The 18,587-nt window shown below is 44.6% G+C and carries 17 protein-coding genes and 1 pseudogene; 13 read left to right on the top strand and 5 right to left on the bottom strand.

Features of this window, described 5'->3' with window-relative positions; all coding sequences use genetic code 11:
• Nucleotides 1–4 precede the first annotated feature (4 nt).
• Entirely contained in the window at nt 5–1,879 is a 1,875-nt protein-coding gene (locus BV11031_RS17260; RefSeq protein ID WP_164998437.1) for a T7SS effector LXG polymorphic toxin, read from the bottom strand.
• 362 nt (nt 1,880–2,241) lie between these two features.
• Here BV11031_RS17260 and purT point away from each other — a divergent pair, with 362 nt between their 5' ends.
• The 7 genes from purT to BV11031_RS17225 all read left to right on the top strand — a co-directional run bounded on the left by purT (nt 2,242) and on the right by BV11031_RS17225 (nt 7,891).
• Nucleotides 2,242–3,396: a phosphoribosylglycinamide formyltransferase 2 gene (gene purT / locus BV11031_RS17255; RefSeq protein WP_010331438.1), complete on the top strand. Its 1,155-nt coding sequence runs from the start codon at nt 2,242–2,244 to the stop codon at nt 3,394–3,396.
• A 140-nt stretch (nt 3,397–3,536) separates the two neighbouring features.
• Nucleotides 3,537–4,475, top strand: a complete 939-nt coding sequence (mpr, locus tag BV11031_RS17250; protein ID WP_010331437.1) for an extracellular metalloprotease Mpr — start codon at nt 3,537–3,539, stop codon at nt 4,473–4,475.
• Nucleotides 4,438–4,836, top strand: a complete 399-nt coding sequence (locus BV11031_RS17245) for a DUF2606 family protein (protein ID WP_010331436.1) — start codon at nt 4,438–4,440, stop codon at nt 4,834–4,836. The genes mpr and BV11031_RS17245 overlap by 38 nt, the downstream gene beginning before the upstream one ends.
• A gap of 173 nt (nt 4,837–5,009) precedes the next feature.
• On the top strand, nt 5,010–5,894 hold the full coding sequence (cesB, locus tag BV11031_RS17240; RefSeq protein ID WP_010331435.1) for an enantioselective carboxylesterase CesB: 885 nt from the start codon (nt 5,010–5,012) through the stop codon (nt 5,892–5,894).
• Between the two features lie 200 nt (nt 5,895–6,094).
• The gene (gene pssA, locus BV11031_RS17235; RefSeq protein ID WP_010331434.1) at nt 6,095–6,628 is read left to right on the top strand and encodes a CDP-diacylglycerol--serine O-phosphatidyltransferase; all 534 of its coding nucleotides are present in this window, start codon (nt 6,095–6,097) and stop codon (nt 6,626–6,628) included.
• Nucleotides 6,619–7,107, top strand: coding sequence for a DedA family protein (locus BV11031_RS17230; RefSeq protein ID WP_010331433.1), 489 nt, complete (start codon nt 6,619–6,621; stop codon nt 7,105–7,107). Before pssA ends, BV11031_RS17230 begins: the two co-directional genes overlap by 10 nt.
• Complete coding sequence (locus tag BV11031_RS17225) at nt 7,100–7,891, top strand: phosphatidylserine decarboxylase (protein WP_010331432.1); 792 nt, start codon at nt 7,100–7,102, stop codon at nt 7,889–7,891. Before BV11031_RS17230 ends, BV11031_RS17225 begins: the two co-directional genes overlap by 8 nt.
• Nucleotides 7,892–7,933: 42 nt before the next feature.
• Here BV11031_RS17225 and gdhA read toward each other — a convergent pair whose 3' ends face one another.
• Nucleotides 7,934–9,316, bottom strand: a complete 1,383-nt coding sequence (gene gdhA / locus BV11031_RS17220; RefSeq protein WP_010331431.1) for an NADP-specific glutamate dehydrogenase — start codon at nt 9,314–9,316, stop codon at nt 7,934–7,936.
• Nucleotides 9,317–9,634: 318 nt separating this feature from the next.
• Here gdhA and BV11031_RS17215 point away from each other — a divergent pair, with 318 nt between their 5' ends.
• From BV11031_RS17215 to trhO, 3 genes and pseudogenes are all read left to right on the top strand, one after another.
• Nucleotides 9,635–9,916 (top strand): hypothetical protein, encoded by a 282-nt coding sequence (locus BV11031_RS17215; protein ID WP_010331430.1) that lies wholly within the window; start codon nt 9,635–9,637, stop codon nt 9,914–9,916.
• A gap of 165 nt (nt 9,917–10,081) precedes the next feature.
• Nucleotides 10,082–10,567, top strand: a pseudogene (locus BV11031_RS17210) (AraC family transcriptional regulator); the annotation flags it as partial.
• Nucleotides 10,568–10,770: 203 nt separating this feature from the next.
• Nucleotides 10,771–11,739: an oxygen-dependent tRNA uridine(34) hydroxylase TrhO gene (gene trhO / locus BV11031_RS17205; RefSeq protein WP_010331429.1), complete on the top strand. Its 969-nt coding sequence runs from the start codon at nt 10,771–10,773 to the stop codon at nt 11,737–11,739.
• 138 nt (nt 11,740–11,877) lie between these two features.
• Here trhO and ptsG read toward each other — a convergent pair whose 3' ends face one another.
• Nucleotides 11,878–13,770 (bottom strand): glucose-specific PTS transporter subunit IIBC, encoded by a 1,893-nt coding sequence (ptsG, locus tag BV11031_RS17200; protein ID WP_010331428.1) that lies wholly within the window; start codon nt 13,768–13,770, stop codon nt 11,878–11,880.
• Between the two features lie 20 nt (nt 13,771–13,790).
• A complete protein-coding gene (gene nagB, locus BV11031_RS17195) occupies nt 13,791–14,540 on the bottom strand; it encodes a glucosamine-6-phosphate deaminase (RefSeq protein WP_010331427.1) in 750 nt (249 codons plus the stop codon).
• Between the two features lie 217 nt (nt 14,541–14,757).
• Here nagB and gamR point away from each other — a divergent pair, with 217 nt between their 5' ends.
• From gamR to BV11031_RS17180, 3 genes are all read left to right on the top strand, one after another.
• Nucleotides 14,758–15,465, top strand: coding sequence for a transcriptional regulator GamR (gene gamR, locus BV11031_RS17190; protein WP_010331426.1), 708 nt, complete (start codon nt 14,758–14,760; stop codon nt 15,463–15,465).
• A gap of 33 nt (nt 15,466–15,498) precedes the next feature.
• Nucleotides 15,499–15,774, top strand: a complete 276-nt coding sequence (locus BV11031_RS17185) for a DUF1648 domain-containing protein (protein ID WP_010331425.1) — start codon at nt 15,499–15,501, stop codon at nt 15,772–15,774.
• Nucleotides 15,775–15,975: 201 nt separating this feature from the next.
• Nucleotides 15,976–17,043: a branched-chain amino acid aminotransferase gene (locus BV11031_RS17180; protein ID WP_010331424.1), complete on the top strand. Its 1,068-nt coding sequence runs from the start codon at nt 15,976–15,978 to the stop codon at nt 17,041–17,043.
• A gap of 37 nt (nt 17,044–17,080) precedes the next feature.
• Here the strand turns inward: BV11031_RS17180 and mmuP are convergent, their stop codons facing one another.
• Nucleotides 17,081–18,493, bottom strand: a complete 1,413-nt coding sequence (gene mmuP, locus BV11031_RS17175) for an S-methylmethionine permease (RefSeq protein ID WP_010331423.1) — start codon at nt 18,491–18,493, stop codon at nt 17,081–17,083.
• Between the last annotated feature and the right edge of the window lie 94 nt (nt 18,494–18,587).

The following is an 18,587-nucleotide window of genomic DNA, read 5'->3' as shown; positions in this document are numbered from 1 at the left end:
ACACTTACGGATAAATCGGAAAACTTGAAATGATTTTCCCGTTGCTATCGATAAACATTCTAATTCTTAAATTGTCTTTTGTCCGTCCTTCATATGTGTTTTTTGTTCCAGGAATAAATTCTTTATTTTCATATGCTTCATTTATGGAGTCAACGACTTGTTGAGGAGTCCATTCTTCAGGGAAAAATGTTGAAAACCCATTGTTGCTAAATTTCTTTTTGCCATTTACTTCAACTTTCCCTTTGTAAACACCGTGTTCATTTTTGTCAGTTTTTGTTCCTGAAATGACTTTTCCTGCAGTATCATCTAATCCCTCATAATGATATCCAACGGCTGCTTCTCTATAGTTTACCTCGCCTTCAAAGATGTGTTCTAACGCTTTAGGTCTAAAATTTTCTACGTTGCTCAGTTGCGCTATTAATTTCTTGCTCGGTTCACTTTTTAAATTTTGGTCGCTATCAAATCGCATAACACTCTCTTGCTTCTTATCCAGTTCCTTCTTCAGCTTCGAAACAGGATTCTCAAAACCCCCAGCGCCCTGTATTGCAGGTTCTAGATGATTGTTATTTGGCAATGTGAAATAAGGTTTCGCTTTATCAGTAATGTTCTTTGCTAAAGATTTATGATCGTTCACAAAAGCTTTTGTTTCCTTTGTCACGAATTTTCCGGCTTTTGTTGCTGATGACACTTTTCCGAGTCCTTTTGCTCCAAAAAGGGAAGCAAGTGCGTAGGTGATGTAATGGGAGCGGCTATATACATCACCATGAACCATATTGTCGTTCCAAGATGTTTTGAATGAATCGACCATATATTCAAAAGTCTCGGGCGCGCTATAGATCACATTTTGGAGTTCCTGTCCGGCTTTGACTTGTTCCTCGATGCCCATCTTACCCTGCGCTCTATAAGACCATACAGCAAGATCGTAAGCGCCGACTGCGAGGTCGCATGCCCCGGTGACGATATCTTTTCCGGCATCCCAGAGCCCGACAATTACACCCTTTCCGCCTTCGACAAGCATTTTTCCTGTTTCTTGCTGTGCCTTCATTTGAACAATGCTTGAATAATATTGTAATTGCTCAGCGTTCAGGTTGTCAGTGCCAATCTTGTCTGCAATTTTCAAGTATTCCTCAGGATCAGTAGTTTTGTCGAGTTTTTTCATAAGATACTCGATTTCTTCCTGTTTTTTTGCTTTGATGAACTGCTGGGATTGTTTGTGAATATCTTCTTTGTTTTGATAAGCGTCTGTTTCGTGAAAGGCTTTTGCGTTAAAGTTCATTGGATTTGTGCTTCCGCCTTTGCTGGTGGCGCCTGTCAATGCTTCGAAAAATGCCCGAACCTCATGTTCCACAGCTTCTGAGGCCTCGTAATCACTGTTTAGTTTCTCATCTAGGTCATGCAGGTGTGTAACCGTTTTTTTTCGTTTTTTATCTGCTTTATCCAGTTTATCGGTGACAGTAGATTGATCGAAGAGGGATAACGGCAAAATGTCATCAATTGAATTCAGGATTGATTTCATTTCTTTATGCTGTGCCTCTATAATGCCATCAGCTTTGACAAGTCCGTTATGCAATTCATTATCGAGATAAGATTCCTCAACGTATGCATCGTCATCGAATGTTGCTTCCTCAATTGCAGCTGGCACGTTTTTGAAAAAAGCAATTCTCATGTCAATGAGGTCCAGCCACAGTTCCGCTCCTGCCGCTTGTTCCTTATAGAATGCTTTAATTGCGTTAGCACCCTTGCCTGTCATAGCATCATCCAAATTTGCCATCTCTTTGAACTGTTTCTTTAGAACAGCCATATGCTCTCTTAATGTTTGATAGGCTTTAAGGCGCGTTTCAGCAGCTTCTAAAATTGTATTTGCTTCAAGTGTTTTCAATGTACTGTGTCCTTTCGCCTGAATTTTCCTGTAAATATGGTACCATGGTGAATTGAGGAAAGGAGCGTAAACTGAATAATCAAGGAAAAACAGTACTTTTTTACTGATTCTATTTATTCATTTTACTCGCAGACAGGGAAAGCTGCTGAATTAGCTGTCATGCCCATATGCCGGTTTCTACACTGATCTTGTGCAAATAAATTTTAGGTGATTCTCTACGGTATATGTGGAGCTCACCTGCATTCTTATGAAAAAATCTCTGTTGCAAGCTCATGATGATTTCTAATTTCGTCTTTTTGAATAAAAATTTATTTTTCAAATATTTCAGTTATAATGGTTGGAAATAGATAGGAGGGGCAAAGATGTATCAATCAAAGAAGGTTTTGTTGTTAGGTTCAGGTGAGTTAGGAAAAGAGGTAGTGATTGAAGCTCAGCGTCTAGGGGTGCAGACAGTGGCAGTTGACAGTTATGAGCACGCTCCGGCGATGCAGGTCGCACACAATAGTTATGTCGTTGATATGCTGGATCGCGAGCAGATCAGAACCATTATTGAGAAAGAAAAGCCGGATTTGATTGTGCCTGAGGTTGAGGCGATCGCGACCGATGAATTGCTGAAGCTAGAGGAGGAAGGGTTTCACGTCATCCCGAATGCGCGTGCTGCAAAGCTAACGATGGATCGGGAAGGGATCAGGCGGCTTGCGGCGGAAACGCTCGAACTTCCGACGGCTGGCTATGAGTTTGCGAATACATATGACGAATTTGTACAAGCGGCAGCTCAGATTGGCTTTCCTTGTGTCGTTAAACCATTGATGAGTTCTTCTGGAAAAGGCCAGAGCGTATGCCGCTCTGAAGCAGATGTAAAGAGCTGCTGGGAGACAGCCATAGAAGGCGGACGTGTGAAAAATGGGCGCGTGATCGTTGAGGAGTTTATCCCGTTCGAATCAGAAATTACGCTCTTAACCGTACGAGCGGTAAACGGCACGGCATTTTGCGAGCCGATCGGCCATGTGCAAAAGGACGGAGACTATATCGAATCATGGCAGCCGCATCATATGACAGAGCAGCAAATGGAAGAAGCGAAGCATATTGCGAAAGCCATTACGGATGAGCTTGGCGGATACGGCCTGTTTGGTGTTGAGCTTTTCCTTGCGAAAGATAAGGTGTATTTCAGTGAGGTTTCTCCTCGTCCGCATGATACGGGCCTGGTCACGCTGGTGACGCAAAATTTGTCAGAGTTCGCGCTGCATGTCCGGGCGATTCTCGGTTTTCCGATTACAGAAATCACACAGCTTTCTCCTGGCGCCAGCCGGCCCCTCAAAGCACCGGAAGAATCAGCGGATTACACAGTTGAAGGGCTGGAAAACGCACTGGCAGTACCGAAAACTCAAGTTCGCGTCTTTGGTAAGCCGATAACGAAAGCCGGACGCCGTATGGCGGTTGCGCTTTCTGCGGCTGATACAGTTGAAACAGCGAGAAATAACGCAAAGAAAGCGTTGGATCAGCTATCTATAACATAGAGCGAAAGCAGGCCTTGTCAGGGTACAAGGCCTTTTTTCATTCCTGATAAAAGTTTTATCATAAGAATCAGAAACGTGATTATAATGTAAAAGTCTTCCACTGTTAAGGGTGGTTGACACAAAGGGAGGGAGATGACAAAATGAAATTAGTTCCAACATTCAGAAAACGGTGGTTCGCTTACGTAACGGTTTTATGTTTGGCATTAGCAGCGTCGGTATCTTTCGGCGCCCCGGCAAAAGCGGCGGAGAACCCGCAAATGTCTGTATCGAATACCGGTAAAGAAGCTGATGCTACGAAAAACCAAACGTCAAAAGAAGAACAGGTTTCCGCTCCTTATGAGGGAACCGGGAAAACAAGTAAATCGCTATACGGCCAAAAGGAACTGGAAAAAAACATTCAAGCCTTACAGCCTTCGAGTATCATCGGAACCGATGAACGCACCAGAATCTCCAGCACTACATCTTTTCCTTACAGAGCAACTGTCCAACTTTCAATCAAGTATCCCAACACCTCAAGCACATATGGCTGCACCGGGTTTTTAGTCAATGCCAATACAGTCGTAACGGCTGGACATTGTGTGTACAGCCAGGATCATGGCTGGGCTTCAACGATAACAGCCGCGCCGGGCCGCAATGGTTCGTCATATCCATATGGAACTTATTCAGGCACGATGTTTTACTCTGTTAAAGGATGGACGGAAAGCAATAACACCAATTATGATTACGGAGCTATAAAATTAAACGGTTCTCCCGGAAACACGGTTGGCTGGTACGGCTACCGGACAACAAACAGCAGCAGTCCTGTGGGCCTTTCCTCGTCAGTGACAGGATTCCCATGTGACAAAACATTTGGCACAATGTGGTCTGGTACAAAGCCGATTCGATCCGCTGAAACATATAAGCTAACCTATACAACCGATACGTATGGCTGCCAAAGCGGCTCACCTGTTTATCGAAACTACAGTGACACAGGCCAGACAGCTATTGCAATTCACACGAACGGAGGATCGTCATACAACTTGGGAACAAGGGTGACGAATGATGTATTCAACAATATTCAATATTGGGCAAATCAATAAGTACAGCAAATTAGCCATTTTCATGTTTATTTTGTTTTTATGCGGGTGCGGTTCACCGACCCAATCTGCTCAGAAAGAAACAACGATTCCTGTCACTCTTCATGTGGAGGATGCCGAGGGGCTGCCGGTTGAAGGGGTGCAAGTGACGATTGTCGCAGCACCGGCCTCAGATCAAGAGCCGAGTATAGAGATTGGCGAGATACTCGGCAAAACAGATAAAAATGGAGACGTCAAATGGGATACCGGCAAAAAAGGTGACTACTCAGTCGCATTGACGAAGGATGAAAAGTCAGTAACCCATCACATCTCATTAACAGAGGATCAGAAAGATAAGGCCATTTCATTAGCCTTCAAAGAATAGGCGGTTTCCTTGGTTTCAAGGGGAAACGGCCTTTTTTTATTTATCCGGGAAGTCAAACTATATACTGGAAATTTAGAATGTGAGATAATGATAAATAGGTATTTTTTCTTATGAGATGAAAGGAGCATTATCCTTAATTTTATATCAATCAAACCCGGAGGAAAAAGAAGAAGATGACACAAGATTCGATGCAGCTTGCCTCGGCTGAAAGCGGTCTTCGCTTTTGCCAGGCATATGATCACAGCCTTTCTTTGTGGCCGATTGAGCCGGAATCATTCTATGTTTCTACTCGTTTTGGCAAAACACATATCATGGCAAAAGGGCCAAAGGACGCACCTTCACTCGTATTGCTTCACAGGGGACTCTTCAGCTCTGTTATGTGGTATCCGAATATCGCGGCGTGGAGCAGTCAATTTCGTACATATGCGGTCGATATAATAGGAGACAAAAATAAAAGTATACCGTCAGCTGCTCTGGATACGAGAGCAGATTCCGCAGAATGGCTGAAAGACGTCTTAGATTCGCTTGAACTTGAGAGCGCCCACCTGGCCGGCCTCTCGCTGGGTGGATCCTATATCGTAAATTTCTTGCTTCAAGCACCCGAAAGAGTAAAGCGGGCAATTGTGATGAGCCCTGCTGAAGCCTTTATATCTTATGATCCAGATGTCTATAAATTTACTGCGGGACTTACAGGAGCAAGAGGAGCTGAGGCTTATATCGAGTGGATCACGGCTAGCCGTTATGATCTGCATCCTGTGCTGCGAAAACAAATTGTGGCGGGTGTGGAATGGCGGGATGAACAAAGAAGCCTGAAACCGACAGAAAACGGCTTTCCGTACGTGTTCACAGACCGGGAATTGAAATCGGTTTCGGTCCCGATGCTGCTGATGTTTGGCGAGCACGAAGTCATGTATCATCAGCAAATGGCTTTAGAGCGTGCTTCCATATTGGTACCGGGAATTCAGGCTGAAATCGTGAAGAACGCCGGACATCTGTTATCTCTGGAGCAGCCGGAATACGTCAATCAACGCGTCTTGTCCTTTTTGAGCGGAGAATAAAAATTGCCAGAAACAAGAAAAGAATGGCATTCATTTTTCAAAAGGTAACAAATGTTGTATAATAATAGAATTTGAGTGCTGCTTTTTGTCGGGCCTTTTATGTTATTATGCTTAATAGAGAAAATTTTTCCTGTAACGCTATTCGGCCTATAACGTCGAATAATGATAGATGGTTTTACAATTGGAGGTTTGGTTACACTGTGAATTATATCCCCTGTATGATTACAATAGGAAATTTTATTTGCGGCCTGCTGGCGATTCATTCCTTGTTATATCATAACATTCATTCAGCAGTGCTTTTCATTTTTACCGGCATGCTTCTCGACCTTTTTGACGGGATGGCTGCACGTAAGCTAAATGCCGTTTCTGATATGGGCAAAGAACTGGATTCGTTTGCCGACCTGGTGACGTTTGGTGTGGCTCCTTCCATGCTTGCTTACAGTGTCGCATTATATTCCCTTCCATTTATCGGGATTTTATGCGCATTGACGTACAGCATTTGCGGAATGCTTCGCCTCTCTAAATTTAACATTGAACAAAGTAAGCTTCCGACATTTATCGGAATGCCGATTCCATTTGCGGGTATGTGTCTTGTGCTTCTCAGCTTTACCTATCACCCGATCCTGCTGGCAATCGGAGCTTGCGGACTTTCATATTTAATGGTGAGTAAAATCAAATTCCCTCATTTTAAAAAACATGCGGCAGAAAACCTGGAGTCCGGGAGATGGAATTAGTTCAGGATCTCATAGCGGATTACGGTTATCTCGCTATTTTTTTGATGCTGGTATTAGGGATTGTTGGATTGCCGATTCCAGATGAAGTGATGATGACTGTTGTCGGCTACTTCACAAATACGGACGTGCTGAATTATGAGCTTTCAATATTCATCAGCTTTGTCGGAGCTTTGTCAGGTATGCTGATCAGCTACATGATCGGCAGAAAAGCCGGCCGCCCGTTTATCGACAAGTACGGCAAGTGGGTCGGATTAAAAGAAAAGAGAATGATCAAAGTGGAAAAATGGATGAAGAAATACGGTCCATATTCGCTCATTTTTGGTTATTTCATACCCGGCGTCAGACATATGACGTGCTACTTTTCAGGAATCGGCAAAATGGAGCTGAAAACGTATATTGTGTTTGCAGCAGTCGGCGCCTTTTTATGGTGCTTTATTTTTATTACAATCGGAAGGGTAATAGGGATTATTCATGTTTAACACAGCTGTAAAGATTCTGTATCGTTCATTGATAGAGCTGACAAATCATCGTCTGTCTTCCTATCTGATTAAAAGATTTTGCGAGTCTAACATGAGCAAACCGGTCATTCCGCTTTTCTCAAAACATTTTCGGATCAACTGGGACGATGTAGATGGCTCGGCCGCTGATTACGGCTCGCTTTCCGAATTGTTCATTCGGCATATTAATTTGGAGCGGCGCCCTGTTTCAAAAGAGGCGGACGCGGTGGTCAGCCCTGTTGACGGTGTGGTTCAGACGATAGGAACAATTAATCCAAACCAGACCTTTACGGTAAAGGGAAAAGATTACTCATTCGCTGAGCTGACCGGCTGTAAAAGCGCGGACCATCAATATAACGGCGGATACTTCATCGTACTGTATCTAAGCCCGCGGCATTATCACCGTTTCCATTCCCCGATCAGCTGCACGTATCAAAAGCTGGCCGAGCTCGGAAATCGCTCATATCCGGTCAATCAATTAGGGTTACAATACGGAAAAGATGTGCTTTCGAAAAATTACCGGTTTGTGTACGAGTTGAATGGCGGCACCCGAAGTGTCCTGATGATTCCTGTCGGCGCGATGAATATTAACTCTATCGTGCAGACGAGCACCCGGGGTGAATTGAAGATCGGCGAGGAGCTTGGATACTTTTCATTCGGCTCAACCGTCATTTTGATTTTTGAAAAAGACGCGTTCCAGCCGGCCGCCCATTTAACAGAAGGCCAAGAAGTCCAAGTGGGACAGGCAATTGGCTATATGAAATAAATAAAGAGGCGCCGGCTTTTAAAAGCCGGCGCCTCTTTGTTTTTATATAACGCCTTGAGAAACCATGGCGTCTGCTACTTTTAGGAACCCGGCGATATTGGCGCCTGTGATCAAGTCCCCCGGCTGGCCATATTTTTCAGCCGCCGTCATACTGTCACGATAAATAGTGACCATAATATCGCGCAGTTTAGCATCTACTTTTTCCGCTGGCCAAGATAATCTGGCGCTGTTTTGCGCCATTTCAAGGGCTGAGACGGAGACACCGCCCGCATTGGCTGCTTTCGCAGGACCGAAAAGAATTTGATTGCTTCTGAACACTTCGATGGCATCCAATGTAGATGGCATGTTCGCGCCTTCTCCAACAGCCTTTACGCCGTTTCTCACGAGAATGTTCGCGTCTGTCTCGTCAATTTCATTTTGTGTTGCGCACGGCAAAGCGATGTCACATGGAATGGACCATATACCAGAGCCGTCTTCGACATACTGCGCGTGCGGATGCTCTTTTACATACTCGCTGAGTCGTTTGCGTTCAACCTCTTTTAAACGCTTCAGTGTACTGAGGTTGATGCCGTTTTCGTCATAAATATAACCGTTTGAATCGCTGCATGCCACAACCGATGCACCGAGTTCAGCGGCTTTTTCTATCGCATAGATGGCCACATTTCCAGAGCCGGAAACAACAACGGTGCTGCCTTCAAAAGTAAGGCCATTGTCTTTTAAGAGCTCTTGCATAAAGTAAACCGTGCCGTAGCCGGTAGCTTCTGTGCGGATTAAGCTTCCGCCAAAGCCTGGGCTTTTCCCAGTTAATACGCCGGCCTCATATCCGCCTTTTATTTTCTTATACTGTCCGAACATGTATCCGATTTCTCTCGCCCCGACGCCGATATCGCCAGCAGGCACATCCTGATCCGGTCCTATATATTTACAGAGCTCTGTCATGAAGCTTTGGGTAAAGCGCATTACTTCTCCGTCTGATTTCCCTTTTGGATCAAAATCTGATCCACCTTTTCCTCCTCCGATCGGCTGGCCTGTTAAGGAGTTCTTGAAAATCTGCTCAAATCCCAGAAATTTTGTAATGCTGGCATTGACGGAAGGGTGGAACCGCAAACCGCCTTTGTAAGGGCCAATCGCGCTATTGAATTGTACGCGGAATCCGCGGTTGACCTGAACACAGCCCTGATCATCAACCCATGGGACGCGAAACGTTATCATTCGTTCAGGTTCTGCGATTCTTTCAAGGATATTGTGTTTGATGTATTCTGGATGTTTGGCTAAGACTGGTGTGAGGGAATCGAATATTTCTTTTACAGCTTGAAGAAACTCCGCTTCATGAGGGTTGCGCTGCTCCACAGCTTTATACACTTTATTTACATAATTTACTGCGGCCTGTAAGTTGGGTTGTTTTACATCTTCTAAGGTATGCATGTTTCAATACTCCTTTTTCTTCAAGTATGAAAATATAATGGAGGTAATCTGACAAATGAGTTGATATGCTTTGTTAGGTTACATATTGTGGTACATTTTACAAGTTTGATTATGTCTAATCAATATGGAAAATAGATGAAAACGATGCTGATATGAGATGGATCATCACTCAAACGAAAAACAGGGAAAAAAGGTCTACGAAAGGCGGGAGCATAGAAACAAATATAAACAGGACCGCATGAAGAAAATCTGACAAGCGATCAACGAACAGATTGGCAGATGATGTCTGTCGGCTTATCATTGAAGGAGGTGATGATGATGGATGAACAACTGATGAACTGGATACAGCGTTTTCAGCAAACAGGGGATCATGAATCCCTTCTGAATCTTCGAAATGCATGTTGGCCGGTTGCAGAGACACTCATTCGTGAGCTTGTAAAAGAGAATGAGCCGGAAAAAGCAGATGACCTTCGGCAAAAAGGAATGGACCATTTTCCATGTATCATCGGTAAATATCGGCAAGAGGTGCAATTGCCTGTCGAGACGTTTTTGGGGAACACGTATCGGTTTTATTTTCAACAGGTCATGAGAGAAAAATAAAACGAAGCGCTTAAAACATAAATCTTTGAAGAAAGGGAAAGTAAACCGGGAGAAGTGACAGGGAAATATAAAGATATCTAGAATGGAATAAGCTTGTTGATTAGCCTAACTGAGGGCAGGTCAACAAGCTTTTTGATACTGGAAAAGGAGACTTTTGTGATGTCTATTCATTTTGAAATGGGGGTTGATCATGAAAATGTTCATCAAGGAAAGGTGTCGGGGTATGTAAAGTCTAAAACGGTACAGGATGCCGGTGACTTTTCTACGATGATGTAGCAGTTTAAAACCGGGCGTTATATATGAAAAAGAATCAGGCTTTCGGAGTTTATTCAGACGAAACCGGTTCAGCAATTCTCCTCACTTTGGATGAGGGTGGATAGTGTGGCGGGAGATATTCTTCAATTCTAGAATATGAGTAATAGGCCGATTACTGGGACAACGAATTGGAATTATTATTCTATCGTGTTAGATGTTCCGGAAAATAGCGCTGTGATTTCATTTGGCGTTTTATTGTCCGGTCCGGGCCAGACTTGGATTGATCAAGTGCCTTTTGAAGAAGGGGATAAACATGTGCCGTCTACGAATATGGAAGTGGCTTCTGAACTTTTGGAAGAACCCGTGAATTTATCGTTTGAAGAAGAGGTGGAGTAGGATAAACAGGAAATCAACCTATTAGTAAATGAATGGAAAAAACCATACCGAATTGATCAACACCCTTTTTCGTCCCCATGTATCAGCCATTCTGCTCTGAAAATAGAGTGTGGGCTGATAGGTTCAACTTTATGGCACTTTCCTGTATGATATAGTAAGAGTGTGCATAGCAACTAACTATAATTGAACAGGGTGTTTAAATCATGGAAAAACAATACAGAGTATTACTTTACTATAAATATGTTCCGATTGAAGATCCAGAGGCGTTTAGAGAGCAGCATCTGGCTTTTTGTAAGGAGCTTGGTTTGCTAGGCCGTATCCTTGTTTCTTCTGAAGGAATTAACGGTACGGTATCAGGTACGGTTGAGCAGACTGAAAAATATATGGAAACAATGAAAGCTGATTCTCGTTTTGCGGATATGGTATTTAAAATTGATGAGGAAGAAGGCCATGCGTTCAAGAAAATCTTCGTCCGCCATAAGGAAGAGCTTGTAACGCTTCGTCTTGAAGATGATGTGGATCCGAATGAAACAACGGGACAGCATTTGAAGCCTGCGGAATTTTACGAGAAAATGCAGGACCCAAACACAATTGTGATCGACGCGCGTAACGATTACGAGTATGATCTTGGCCATTTCAGAGGCGCTGTCCGTCCTGATATCGAAGCCTTCCGTGAATTGCCTGAGTGGATCGAAGAAAACAAAGACATGCTTGAAGGCAAACAGATTTTAACGTACTGCACAGGCGGCGTGCGCTGTGAAAAATTCTCAGGTTGGCTGATGAAACAAGGTTTTGAAGATGTATCACAGCTTGACGGCGGAATCGTGACATACGGAAAAGATCCTGAGGTGCAAGGCAAGCTTTGGGACGGCCAGTGCTACGTATTCGATGAAAGAATCAGCGTGCCTGTCAACCGTGTCGAGCATGTGATTGTCGGAAAAGACCACTTTACAGGTGAACCGTGTGAGCGTTATGTGAACTGCGCAAATCCATCTTGCAACAAAAAAATGATATGCACACCGGAAAATGAGTATAAGTATATGCGCAGCTGCAGCCACGAATGCCGCACGAACTCAAGAAACCTGTATGTCAAAGAGCACAATATGACAGAAGAAGAAGTAAACGCAAGACTGGCAGCGATTGAAAAAGAAGATCACGCTGCTGCTGAATAATAGATAGTGCACCTTGTTTTTAAGGTGTTGTTAGATTGTTGACAAAATCCTAAAAGTTTCGTTTTGGGATTTTGTCTTTTTTATTGTGGCGATGTTTTCATACTTGAACGAAAAAATCCCCCGTAGAGGGGGTTTTTTTTACTTTATTTGAATGTGCTTCATCTCTTCCTCAGATGCATTTGTGAAAATAATCGGTGTTACAGCTGAAGCGGCATGCTGTTTGATGGTTTCGAGATCAAATGTGAGAAGCAGTTCACCTTGTTTGACGGCTTGTCCGCTCGTCACATGTGCTTCAAAGCCTTCCCCGTTTAATTTGACCGTATCAATGCCAACATGGATCAAGATTTCGGTGCCGCCGGCGCTCTTAAAGCCTATAGCGTGCTTCGTCGGAAAAATGGAGACGATTTCGCCGTCTGCTGGGGCAATGACTTTTCCTTCCGATGGATCAATCGCAAACCCCTCGCCCATCATTTTTTCTGAAAAAACTGGATCAGGCACGTCTGTTAAAGAGACTGTTTCTCCTTTGAGCGGATAAATAAAGGTTTCTTCGGGATCGGTTTTCTGCCGGATGTCAGCCTCTGAATCCAGCGCGGCGGCATCAGGTACGCCCCCAGCCATGATCGTTTTGATGTCGTCTTTTAAGGCATCGGATTTTGTCCCGAATATCGCCTGGAAGTTGTTGTTGACTTCCAGCACACCTACTGCGCCAAGCTGTTTTAATGCATCCTTGCTGACTTGGCTTGGCTGATGAACAGTCACACGAAGCCTTGTGATACACGCGTCCAGGTTTGCGATATTTTGCTGTCCGCCTAAGGCCTGAAGCACTTGAAAGGCTAGCTGGCCTTTTGCAACAGGCGCTTTTGCCTCATTCTGATCAGCTTCATCTGTTTCACGGCCCGGCGTTTTTAAATTCCATCTCAAAATCGCAAATCGGAACAAATAATAATAAATGATAGCAAATACAATCCCGACAGGAATGACAACCCAGCCATTTGTCGACAGTCCATAGTTTAAAACGTAATCAATACCGCCGCCCGAGAACGTATAGCCATGGCGGACATGGAATAAATCACAAACGACAAAGATGACGCCGGCGAGAATCGAGTTAATCAAATAGAGCACGGGCGCAACGAACAAGAAAGAGAATTCAACCGGCTCTGTAATACCCGTCAGCATAGATGTGAGCGCCGCAGAAATCATCACGCCGGAGATCATTTTTTTCTTTTCAGGACGTGCGGTATGGATAATGGCAAGTGCAACTGCCGGCAGACAGAAAATCATGTAAGGGAAATCTCCCATCATAAAGCGCCCGGCAGTCGGGTCTCCCGCAAAAAACCTTGTCAGGTCGCCGGTTACGGTGCTGCCTGTTGACGGGTCTGTGTATTCTCCCATCATAAAATAGAAAGGTGTATAAAAAATATGATGCAGGCCAAAAGGAATCAGCAAACGATAGATCGTTGCATAAAAGAACAGGCCGACCGTTGAATCGGCAATTAAACTGCTGGCTGCGTTAATTCCGTTTTGGATCAGCGGCCAAACAAATGAGAAAATAACGCCGATCACCAATGAACTGATGGAAGTGATAATCGGGACAAACCGTTTTCCAGAGAAAAATCCAAGGACCGGATGCAGTTCAATTGTTGAAAAACGTTTATATAAATAGGCGGCGAGAAGCCCGATGATGATGCCTCCGAATACGCCCATATCAATCAGGTGCTCGGCGCCTTCATACGGAGGCTGGAGGCCGAGTAATTTCCCCATGTTGTCGAGGGTGACGGTTAAAATTAAGTACCCGATGACAGCGGCAAGTCCGGCTACACCTTCGCCTGCGGCTAAACCGATCGCAACCCCCACGGCGAAAATCAGCGGGAGGTTATCGAATACAACGCCGCCCGCATCCTTAATAATAGGGATATTCAGCAAATCCTTGTCACCGAAACGGAGCAACAGACCGGCTGCCGGCAGGACGGCAACGGGAGTCATCAATGCGCGTCCAAGCTGCTGCAGAATTTGAAATGCCTTTTTAAACATGACAGTCTCCTTTTATTGAGTTATGAGTATGTTTCAATCTTTAATTTTTGGGCTGCTTTTTGGTCTGCGATAACGGTTACTAGATGATGTTTTTGAAGAATGGAGGCCGGTACATCTGTCGTGACAGGGCCTTCAGCCATCTTCTGAATAGCATCTGCTTTTTCCTCGCCGCTCGCTAAAAGCACAATATGTCTGCTGAATTCCAGGATGGTTTGAATGCCCATTGAAATGGCAAGTCTCGGGACCAGTACAGGATCGCCGCCAAAGAATCTCGCATTTGCCTGTATTGTGCTTTCTGACAGCTTGACAATTCGTGTTCGATCCTCAAAATCAGAGCCCGGTTCATTAAAGCCGATGTGGCCATTGGCGCCGATGCCGAGAATTTGAATATCAATCCCTCCCGCCCGGCGGATGAGATCCTCGTATACTTTGCATTCAGCCTCAAGCTGCGGATTGTCTCCTTGCGGGATATGAATATGGCCAGGCTGCATATTGATATGCTGAAACAGATACTCGTGCATAAAATGGTTATAACTTTGCGGATGAGACGGAGAGAGACCTGCATATTCATCCAAATTAAATGTAGTAACCTTTGAAAAATCAATTTCACCTGACTGATAGTCTGAAATCAGCTGCTTGTACAAGCCGACCGGCGTGCTTCCAGTTGCCAAGCCGAGAACGGCATCTTTCTTTTCCTGTACGTGTTTCTTAACAATGTTAGCGCTTAACTTACAGAGCTCTTCATAGTGATCGGCGACAATAATCCTCATGCGACACCCCCTCATAGATAAACAAGCACCATATTTGTTATAATCAATTTATAATAGTTGTCATTACGAATTTAGCACCGACATCATGAAACTGTCAATATTATTTTCTGAAAATTTGTTATAAAAGGACAGTGCAAATCTTTCATATAGAAAAGGCAAGTGGTATGATGGTCTCAATAAAAAGAACGGATTGCATACAGAATGGGGGGGAGATGAAATGACAGCTTTATATTCTGTTATCAAGTTTAAAGTCATTGAATTAATCAAGTCTGGCAAATATCAGGCGAATGATCAGCTGCCGACGGAAAGCGAGTTTTGCGAACAATTTGATGTCAGCAGAACAACGGTGAGACTGGCCCTGCAGCAGCTTGAGCTTGAAGGGTATATTAAACGGATTCAAGGAAAAGGAACATTTGTATCAGCCGCAAAAATACAAACACCGATCCCGCATAAGATTACGAGCTTCGCAGAACAAATGAGAGGTCTGCGTTCTGAATCAAAAGTGCTTGAACTGGTTGTGATTCCTGCTGATCACTCCATTGCCGAGCTTTTGAAAGTGAAAGAGGGTGAACCTGTCAATAAGCTGATCAGAGTCAGATACGCCGAGGGGGAACCCTTGCAGTATCACACCTCATATATTCCTTGGAAAGCGGCACCCGGGCTGGCACAGGAAGAGTGCACCGGCTCGCTTTTTGAACTATTAAGGACAAAATACAATATAGAAATCAGCAGGGGCACGGAATCGATCGAACCGATTTTAACGGATGAAACGATCAGCGGCCACTTATTAACCAATGTCGGAGCGCCAGCGTTTTTATCAGAATCCCTCACCTATGATAAAAATGAAGAGATAGTGGAATATGCGCAAATGATTACGCGGGGAGACCGAACGAAATTCACCGTAGAACAGTCATATGATTCATAAAGAATACGTGTTGAAGAAAGGAATGGTGGTTCTATGTTTCTTTTGACGAATGGAAAAGTGCTGTGGGGGTCTGTCATTGCTGCTTTCATCCTTTCAATTGTGTGTTATCCGTTTCTTCCGGCGGAGATGCCGATTCATTATGATGCAACAAACAGCCCGGATATGACGGTTCACAAGCTGGCGGGGACAGTGATACTGCCTGTCATGATGTTGGTGTTTGCATGGGCGCGGAAGGTCAATTGGCAATTTGTGATCGCAGTGTATATTTTGCTGATTTGTCATCTTGTCATCCTGTATTTAGCGGTCTAATGTCACAGCCGGATTGAATCTGGCTGTTTTTCTTTTATTTCATCTTCATTTGACAATGAATGTGGTGTATAATAGCTCATGATCATAAAGAATATTCTGAAATTTATAGGTTGGAAGCGGCGTATCATGAAAGAAGCGGCTGTGTTTTTTGTAATTTTAAAAAGACTGAATATTTAAATAACTACGGAAGGTGTGCTAAGATTGAATAAGCTTATTGAACGAGAAAAAATGGCATTTCATAAGGAAAAGCCCGACCCGTCATCATTGGAATTCGGAAAATATTTTACGGATTATATGTTTGTGATGGATTATGAGGAGGGAATGGGCTGGCATCATCCGAGAATTGCACCGTATGCGCCGCTTACGCTTGATCCTTCTTCATCTGTATTTCATTACGGCCAGGCTGTGTTTGAAGGATTAAAAGCGTATAGGACAGAAGATGGCAGAGTGCTGCTGTTCCGGCCTGACCAAAATATCAAACGGCTGAACAGGTCGTGTGAGCGCATGAGTATGCCCCCTTTAGATGAAGAGCTGGTGCTTGAAGCATTGACGCAATTAATTGAACTGGAGAAAGATTGGGTTCCAAAGGAAAAGGGAACGTCATTGTATATTCGTCCCTTTGTTATCGCCACAGAACCGAGTCTCGGGGTGAAGGCATCCAAAAGCTATACATTTATGATCGTGCTTTCGCCTGTCGGATCCTATTATGGCGATCAGCTGAAGCCGGTTAGAATTTACGTCGAAGATGAGTACGTGCGGGCGGTGAATGGCGGAGTCGGATGTGCAAAAACATCGGGAAATTACGCGGCCAGCCTTCAAGCGCAGCGAAAAGCGAATGAGCGGGGCTATGACCAGGTGCTGTGGCTTGACGCTATTGAAAAGAAATATGTGGAAGAAGTCGGAAGCATGAACATCTTTTTTGTCATCAATGGGGAAGCTGTCACCCCGGCTTTAAACGGAAGCATTTTAAGCGGGGTTACACGGGCGTCTGCCATTGAACTGATTCGCAGCTGGGGCATTCCGGTTCGTGAAGATAGAATTTCAATTGATGACATTTATGCGGCGTCTGTACGCGGGGAATTGACGGAGGTCTTCGGCACGGGCACGGCAGCTGTGGTTACGCCTGTCGGTGAACTCAATATTCATGGAAAAACGGTGATTGTAGGCGACGGACAAATCGGGGACATATCGAAAAAACTGTATGAAACGATAACAGATATTCAGCTTGGCAAAGTGAAAGGTCCGTTTAACTGGATAGTGGAAGTGTGAAGTATGAAAAAAGAACCTGCTCGGAGGCAGGTTCTTTTTACTTTGAATAAGTCATATCAGATGTCTGCTTGCTTTTCCGGTTTTTCGCATAATACACAGCATAGCAGACGGCCATAAACGGAATGCCGCAATACAGTGCGATTCTTTGATTCGGATCAAAGGCTATGCCGATGACGGAAGCCAGACATAAGAGGAACGCGGCAATCGGCACGAACGGATACCAAGGGGTCCGGTATTTTAAATCGGCGACCTTGTTTCCCGCTTCGATATAACGTTTTCTGAACATAAATTGAGAAGCGGAGATACCCATCCACACAACAACGACCGCAAAACCAGAAACCGACACGAGCACAACGTATACAGTGTCTGGCGCAAATACGCCGGACAGCAATGACAGAATGCCGCCGATCATGCTGAACATTAGCGCGTTAAACGGAGTTCCTTTTGACGTCAGCTTTGCAAATGCCGGGTGAAGCGTCTTTTCTTTTGATAAAGACCACAGCATCCGGGAAGAGGCGTAGAGTCCTGAATTAGCCGCTGACAGGATCGCTGTCAGAATGACAAAATTCATAATATCGGCTGCGTACGGCACACCGACTCTGTCAAAGACAGCGACAAACGGGCTTTTGATGACGCCAGCTTCTTGAATTGGAATCAGCCCTGACAGGACAAAAATCGTTCCGATAAAGAAGAGTGACAGACGCCAGACCGTTGTTTTTATCGCTTTTGGTATTGTTTTGTCGGGATCGACGCTTTCTCCGGCGGCAATCCCGATCAGCTCAGTTCCCGAAAAGGCAAAGTTGACGGCCAGCATTGTCATCAAAATCGGGACAAATCCATTCGGAAAGAGACCGCCTTCCGCTGTGAAGTTGGACAGCATCGGAGCGGCTTCTCCGCCTTGAATCGGGATGATGCCGAACATGGCAGAGCCGCCTAAAAGAATAAACATAATAATGGCTAATACTTTGATGCTGGAAAACCAAAATTCTGATTCAGCGAAAAACTTGACTGAAAATGCATTCAGCAAGAAAATCAACAGCGCAAAGACGGCGCTCCACATCCAAACGGATGTATGGGGAAACCAGCGCTGCATTAACAGGCCTGCTGCTGTGAATTCTGATCCCAATGCCACAGTCCATGTCAGCCAGTACAGCCAAGCGACCGTAAATCCGGTGCCCGGCCCTATGTATGTGGCCGCATACGTGTGAAAGGCGCCTGTTACAGGCATCGCCACCGACAGCTCACCGAGGCACAGCATAACCAAATAGACAATTCCGGCGCCGACTAAGTAGGCGAGTATCGTTCCCGCCGGGCCTGCCTGCTGAATGGTATAGCCAGAGCTTAAAAACAGCCCGGTTCCGATGACACCCCCTAAGGAAAGCATAAAGAGGTGCCGGCTTTTCATACTTCTCTGAAAGTTTGTCTCATTCTTGTTGTGAACAGATTTCATCTTTTTCCAACTTTCTATCGGCGATTTATTTCCTTCCTAATAAAAAATCTCATGTCAGCGAGTGACACGAGATTCCGGCGAACCGGCTTTTAGA

The organism is Bacillus vallismortis (assembly GCF_004116955.1).
Classification (GTDB): Bacteria; Bacillota; Bacilli; order Bacillales; family Bacillaceae; genus Bacillus; species Bacillus vallismortis.
The sequence above is the reverse complement of the archived record's forward strand: the minus strand, read 5'-3'. Positions and strand labels throughout refer to the sequence as shown.